Origin of the sequence: Prevotella sp. P4-67 (genome assembly GCF_002251325.1) — a bacterium.
Lineage (GTDB): Bacteria > Bacteroidota > Bacteroidia > Bacteroidales > Bacteroidaceae > Prevotella.
Genome location: NZ_NPJL01000082.1, coordinates 23,614 through 30,490 on the forward strand (window position 1 = coordinate 23,614; position 6,877 = coordinate 30,490).

At 54.0% G+C, this 6,877-nt stretch carries 3 protein-coding genes and 1 pseudogene; all 4 read right to left on the minus strand.

Annotated elements, in window-relative coordinates; genetic code table 11:
- Window position 1 precedes the first annotated feature (1 nt).
- Window positions 2-2,989, minus strand: a complete 2,988-nt coding sequence (locus CIK92_RS13185; protein ID WP_094389381.1) for a tetratricopeptide repeat protein — start codon at window positions 2,987-2,989, stop codon at window positions 2-4.
- A gap of 18 nt (window positions 2,990-3,007) precedes the next feature.
- The gene (locus tag CIK92_RS13190; protein WP_094389382.1) at window positions 3,008-4,492 is read right to left on the minus strand and encodes a glycosyltransferase; all 1,485 of its coding nucleotides are present in this window, start codon (window positions 4,490-4,492) and stop codon (window positions 3,008-3,010) included.
- Window positions 4,489-5,778, minus strand: a complete 1,290-nt coding sequence (locus CIK92_RS13195) for a HEAT repeat domain-containing protein (RefSeq protein ID WP_144289468.1) — start codon at window positions 5,776-5,778, stop codon at window positions 4,489-4,491. The genes CIK92_RS13190 and CIK92_RS13195 overlap by 4 nt, the downstream gene beginning before the upstream one ends.
- A 148-nt stretch (window positions 5,779-5,926) precedes the next feature.
- Window positions 5,927-6,751 (minus strand): annotated as a pseudogene (locus CIK92_RS13200) (IS982 family transposase); the annotation flags it as partial.
- Window positions 6,752-6,877 lie beyond the last annotated feature (126 nt).

The following is a 6,877-nucleotide window of genomic DNA, read 5'->3' on the forward strand; positions in this document are numbered from 1 at the left end:
CTTAGAAGCTGATGAGAACTTGTACATCTATGTTGAACAGGTTTTTGTATCTTGTATTGACGCCGTCGATGGGGCTCTCTTCGGTGCCCGTGCGGGTGTTGGTCTGGGTGTAGTAGGTGAGCCAGGTGCCCAGCACGCCCAGTGTGACATTGCGGTGTATGCGGTACTGACCGCCCAGGCCCACCTGGGTGTTGAGTCGGCTGAAGGTACCAGGCATCGCGTTGTCTATCATCGACGCTTCGGGCGCCGAGCCGATGCTCGCCAGTGCCTGTATGCACGACTTGCCGTCGTTGAGCATGAAGTACTTGCCCTGCAGTATCAGGTTGGCATACATCTTACTCTTCATGTTGTAGAGGTCCAGACGACCGTTGAGCCAGAAGAGGTCGATGGTCTTGCTGGCGCCGATGCCCAGGTTGAGCAGCAGATTGTGGGTGTCGTCCCAGTGGTCGAAGACCCATGCCGGCGAGTCCTCGCCTGTAGCCTGCCATCTGAACCGTTTCTCGTAGGAGTTGATGCGGCGGAAACCGGCATGCACCTCGCCTTCCCAGTCATGGGTGAAGTTGCGGGTGAGACGGGCGTTAGCCATGAGTTGGGGGAAGTACTTGTTGGCCAAGCCCACCGTAGCCGTTCCCGACCACAGGTCGTCAAACTGGTGTGTCCATTCGCCCACCAGCTGGATGCCCGTACCTCCGGGCTGCTGGTCGTCGCTCTTGGTGTCCTTGGCGGCACCCTCGCGGCCGGCGTAGTTGAAGCGCACGCCGACGGCGTCGGTATCGTCCAGCTTGCGTGTATACTCTATCGAAGCCACAGCCGTGATTACATCTTCTTCTCCATAGCGTCCTTGCAGGTATTCAAAGTTGAGTCCATTGCGGTAGCCGCGTGCCACGAGTCCGTCGAGATGGCGCCGGAACGAAGCCTCCTCGCCGTAGCCCGGACGGTAGTATTTCTGGTAGACATAAGCAGAGTCATACTCATGCTTAGCCTCAAAGATGAGACCCTTGGTGTAGAGCAGCAGACGGTTTTCGCTGTCATACTCTATCGCCTTGTTGATGACGGCCATAGCCGAGTCGTTCTGGTGACGGTCCAGGAGCGCCATGGCCCAGTCGCTGCTGTTGGTACTGTTGGCGCGTATCAGCAGCGAGTCGCCCATATACTCTGCCACCTTGGGCAGCAGGATGTCCTGAGAGTTGGAGTACTTGCGGTCGGTGGTGTAGAGCGCAGCCTGCTTGACCACATAGAAGTTGTCATTGGGATAGCGCTCGCGGCCCAGAGCCACCCAGCGGCGGTGCTCCTTCCAGCGCTTGAGCTGGGCAGAGGTGTTGACAGCATATTGCAGACCGTCTTCAGAGAGGGGGCATATCTCGAGCAGGCGCAGGCTCTGCGTATAGGCTTTGCCATAGGCGCCCAGCCTGATGAGGCGCTTGATGTGGGGCACGGCAGCTTCTTCGTAAGCGTTGACATACTGGGCGCGGGTGAGGGCGTCGTCTTCCTCCTCACATTTCTTGGCAATCAGTTCGAGTGCAGCCTCGGTGCGTCCGCTGCGGCTGAGGATGTCGGCGTGCTTGAGTATGGTGTTGGGCGCATCGGGGAACTGTGCCTGATAGTCAGCGAGCGCACGCTCGGCGGCAGTATAGCGGCGCAACTCTACGTTGCAGGTCACCATGCGGTTGAAGGCAGCCTCGCGCACTTCCTTGTCGGTAGAGTGCTCTGCGGCAAACTCGAGCAGGGGGAGGGCTTCTCCGTAATCGCCATTGTTCATCATCTCCATGGCACGGGTGAGGCGCTCGCGCGCCAGCTCGTCAGCCACGTCCTTGTTGGCGGGGTTGCGCTGGTAGAGGCGGCTGAGCAGACTCGATGCAGCCTGGGCGTTGCCCATACGGCGGTTTACGATGTATGCCTTGTAGAGCAGGTCTTCGGTGTCGCCCTTGCGCTTGCGCTCGGCGGCGATATAGGTGAGGGCGTCGTCGTAGTAGCCGCGGGTGATGGCGGTATTGAGCAGATAGTCGAGCGACTCCTGGCTCTTGGTGCGCTCATAGACCTTGCCATAGAGGATATAGGGGTCGCCCTTGGCGGCAGCGCGGGCGGCGTCGGCCTGGAGCTGTCCGTAGAAGCTGTTGAGCTGGCCGCTGTGGTTGTGCTTCATGCAGCGTTCCACAAACGCCATCGCCTCGCCATAGCGGTTGTCTTCGGCCAGGATGCCAGCCTTTTTGATGATGAGGCGGTAGCTGCCGGGCAGATTGCTCACGCCGCGGTCGGCCACGTCGATGGCTTCGCTGCGGCGACCCTGCTGCAGGAGCAGGTTGCAGAGCATCAGATAGTGCTCTTCCTTCTTGGGGTCGTTGTTGACCAGCTGCTGCAGCGACTCTATGGCGCCGTTCTTGTCGCCCGCCTTGCGGTCGGCGATGGCGCGCTGTTCGAGGCGATAGTTCAGGTCTTTCTTCAGCTGTGCGTCGTTGGGGTAGATATGGCAGAGGCGCTCCAGCAGACGGTCGGCCTCCACATCGTTCTTCTGCTTGCGGTAGAGGTTGATTTTGCGGCGCCAGAGTCCTTTCCAGTAGGGATGTATCTCGAGCAGCTCGTTGACGTAGCAGATGGCGCTCGAGTAGTTGCGTGTCTCTTCCTCGACATTGATGATGAGCTGCTTGGCCTCGACATTGGCGTTGTTGTCGCGCAGGGCGCGCACCAGATAGAAGCGGGCGTCGTCGTAGGACTTCTTGTGGTAGTAGTAGCGGCCGGCGAGCTCGTTGAGCGTCGACACGTCGGGGTAGCGCTTCAGGCCTTCGTCGAGCAGACGCTTGCCGCCCTCCCAGTTGCCGCGCTTGAAGGCGGCGCGCACCGTGGTGTCGTAGTAGTCGGGCAGATGGATGTCCTTGGTCTTCACTATCGACTGTGCCTGCACCTGTGCAGGGGTGAACGTGAGTGCCGAGGCTGCCATCATCAGGGTCAGCGCCATGCCGCATATCTGTGGTTTATGTATTTTCATCATCATGACTTTGGTTTTGGTTCTTTATTCGGTGGTTTGGGTGGCTATAGTGATGTCGGGGCCGGGACTGTTGTCGGCCTGGCCCTGAGCGTTGCCGCTGTTGGGATTGTTGAAACCCTTGCGCTGCATCTCGCCCCATACGATACGCTTACCCATGATAAACTTGAGGTAGCCGCGCAGCGAGAAGAGCATGATGAAGGGGTGGTAGAAGAAGGGCTCGAGCAGGGCAGCGAGCACGAGTCGCAGATAGCTCCAGCCGCGCATGCGGGTCTGCAGATAGTCGTAATAGATAACGACAAACGAGAGCTGGAAGCAGAAGATATACATCATCAGGAAGATAATCCAGGCTGTGCCCCAGTTGACGCCGCCCGTGAAGGCGAGGTAGAGGAACGTGCAGAAACCTATCAGCTCGATGACGGGGGCGATGAATTCGAAGATGAAGAGGTAGGGCATCGTGATGAGACCCAGCTGACGGTATTTCTTCTTGAACATCATGCGGTAATACTTGGCAAATGTCTGTATCAGGCCGTGTCCCCATCTCACACGCTGGCGGTACAGCATGCGCAGGTTGGACGGACCTTCCGTCCAGCAGCAGGTCTGCGGTATCTGTATCACGCGGTAGGGCTTGTCGAAGTCGCAGCAGTAGCCTATCATGCGGGTAAGCATGTCCATATCCTCTGCCAGCGAGTCGGCAGAGTATCCGCCGGCGTTGATGGCTATCTCGGTGTCAAACATACCGTAACCTCCCGATACGTTAGGCATGGCGTTGATGTGGCTCCAGCCCATCTTGCCTATCATGAACGAGCGCAGATACTCCAGTGTCTGGAACAGAGGGATGGGCGACCAGGGTATGCTGTACTTGATGAGCTCGCCGTTGACCACCTTGCAGGCATTGGAGATGTTCATCACGCCCGATACGGCTATCACGTTCCTTTCTTCCACCATAGGGCGCACGCACATACGGATAGCGTTCTTGGAGAGGATACAGTCTACGTCGGTATTGATGAAGTAGGGATAGTTGGCTACGTTCAGACCGGCGTTCACGGGGTCTGCCTTGGTACTACCGTTCTCCTTGTCCACCACGCGCAGCTTCTCATACTCCTTGCGGTTGGAGATAAACATACGCTTGAACGGTTTGGCGATGATGCGCTGCTTGTAGAGATAGGGCACTTCGACGAGGTCAAACTCCTCAATCATCTTCTCCAGCGTGCGGTCCTTGCTACCGTCGTTGACGATGATGACTTCAAACTTGGGCCAGTCTTGCGAGAGCAGCGACTTCACGTTGTCCACGATGGTGTTCTCCTCGTTGTAGGCGGGAGCCACGATAGACACACCGGGGGTATAGGGCGAGTTGTCGAATATCTTCTTCACGTAGATGTCGCTCAGGGAGTGGCGCGAGCGGCGTGTCTCTCTGAACGACAGGATCACCAGCATCACGTAGCTGAACATCAGCGCCATCGAGTAGAAGAAGACGAGATATCCGTAGGTGTATAATATAATCTCTTTCATCGTGCCAAATTCTTGATATAACTGTCAAACACTCTAACCTGCTTGAAGAGGATACTGTCGTCCTTGTCGGTACACTCTCTCTCCAGGCGTTCAAACTCTTCCATGCCCTTCTCGCCATACAGGCTGAGCGACATGATGATGTTGAGCTTGGTCGACTGGACCTTGGACTCGCTCCATGCTTTCAGGAAGAAGGGGATGGCGCGGCCCGTGTTGAATGACACCAGGGCGCGGAGGATAAACAGGCGCAGATGCTCGTTCTGATGGGCGTAGGCAGCCATGAGCAGCGGCTCTGCTGATACCAGATGGGCCTTGATGATACACTCTATGGTAGCCTGGCGTACCACCTGACTCTTGTGGGCCAGGTATTTCTTCATGTTGTCCACATCCTCGGCTGTGCCCCAGTAGCCCACCTCTCTGATCAGACAGGCTTGCAGCTTCTCGTTCTCACACTCGGCGATGATAGGGGGCAGCGAGGGCATCTCCTTGTTGGCTATATGGCGTGCTCTCATCAGGAAGTGTATCTCCAGAGCGTCCCATTCGCGCCAATCATAGTTGTGCAGCTCGCTCTCCATGAAGAATCTGAAGGGATTGTAGTCGCTCAGCCACAGATAGTACATACGTGTCTCCTTACGGATGACCTTGTTGACGGAGTTGAGCAGGCGCACCAGCACCGACTCGGGCAGGTCAATCATCATGAACTGGGAGATTTGCAGCGCGCGACGCCTGTTGGTGCGCGAGCCGAACACGAGCATACGCTCCATGAACTCTTCGATGGCGAGGGCGTTGCAGAGGGTGCGCACGTTGCGGTAGTTGTACTCGTTGTAGTAGTCTGACTTGACCTGCACCAGCAGCATGCACAGCGCAAACATGTACTTGGGCTTCTTGCGGCGGGCTATGTCGCGGGTGGTGAGGCCTATGCGCTCGTCGATCTCGTTGCGGGTGAGTTTGTCCTTATTGAGTGTTATCTCGCAGAAGATGTCGTAGAAACGCTTGTAGTAGCGGTTGTAGATGCGGTTGCGTCGGCCCTCGAAATGCTTGTTGACACTGATAGAAATGGTAAAGACGACCATCGATATACAGCAGATGAGAATCATGAAGATGCTGACACGCACCACGAAGGGATAGTTGAAGAAACCATTGTACCACATGGTGAGCACATATCCCATATAGTCGATGGGGGAGAAGTCGCGGGTGCGCATACGGTCCATGATGCTGTCTGTAAAGACTTGCGGGCAGCACAATAAGGTCATAGACAGTGTAAGCACTATTCGCTTTATTGCTCTCATTTCAGTTGTTCTCAGTTTCCTTGTTGGTTAAGGCAGTCTATTGATACAATGCCAAGAATTCGAAATTCTGTTTATTCCGTTTATAAGCGCGTCTATATTGATTATATGTTGCGCCTATATTAATTAACGTGAGTTCGACGAATATACTTTAGAATAAAGTAAGTTGCCTGTCATTTGAAATGTCCACGGTCTGTACTCGTATGGTTGGTTTCTTTGGGAAGTAACAGTATGCAGCTATACCTCCCAGAAGATTGACTACAAAATTGTCAAAGCTTCTATGTCGTGAATGCTCAACTTGGGCAATGTTCTTCAGTTCATCATTCACAGTCTCAATGATCGCCCTCTTCCTGAGCAGCAACTTGTCGGAAACGGACATCAAAGCTCCCTTCATGTTGCTCTTGAGTTTCGTGATAAGCTGAATGCCATCCACAAAAAGTCTTTCAAACAGACGCTTTCCAATATATCCTTTATCACCAACGAGCTTTCCATAAATGAATTCGACAAAAACTTTATATTCAAGAGGTTTTCGGTCGTCAACATCCCCAGGGGTTATCATAAAGTTGAGCAATTCACCTTTCTCGTTGCATATCAAGTGAAGTTTGAATCCAAAGAACCAACCCATGGAGCATTTGCCTCTTTGTGCGATACCCTTGAAGGTCTTGTGAATATGGATTCTCTGATTCTTGCATACTCGCAGAGGTGTGCTGTCGACAAAACTGATACCTGTACACTTGCCAAGCAAGACCTTCTTGATGAACACTATCAATGGGATGGCAATCTCCCGTTCCAGTTCAACGAAACGATTGTATGATACCACCTCAGGAAACAGATGGCGCATGTGTTTGCATACCTTTTCGAGATAGAAATGCTTCAGGCAGCGATACCCTGATGAATGAAAGAGAATCATTATAATCATGATTTCCGCCTTTGACATGCGGCTTTCACGGTGGTATTTGCGCTTTCCTTCTGCCTTAAACCCAAATCGGTCATTAGAAAAAGTTTCTTGTCATTTTCTAATGACCGCCATTAGAAAAATAGCTTTGTATATGCTTGATTCATAAATATTTACTAACTTTACCACGAAAAAAAGAATATACTC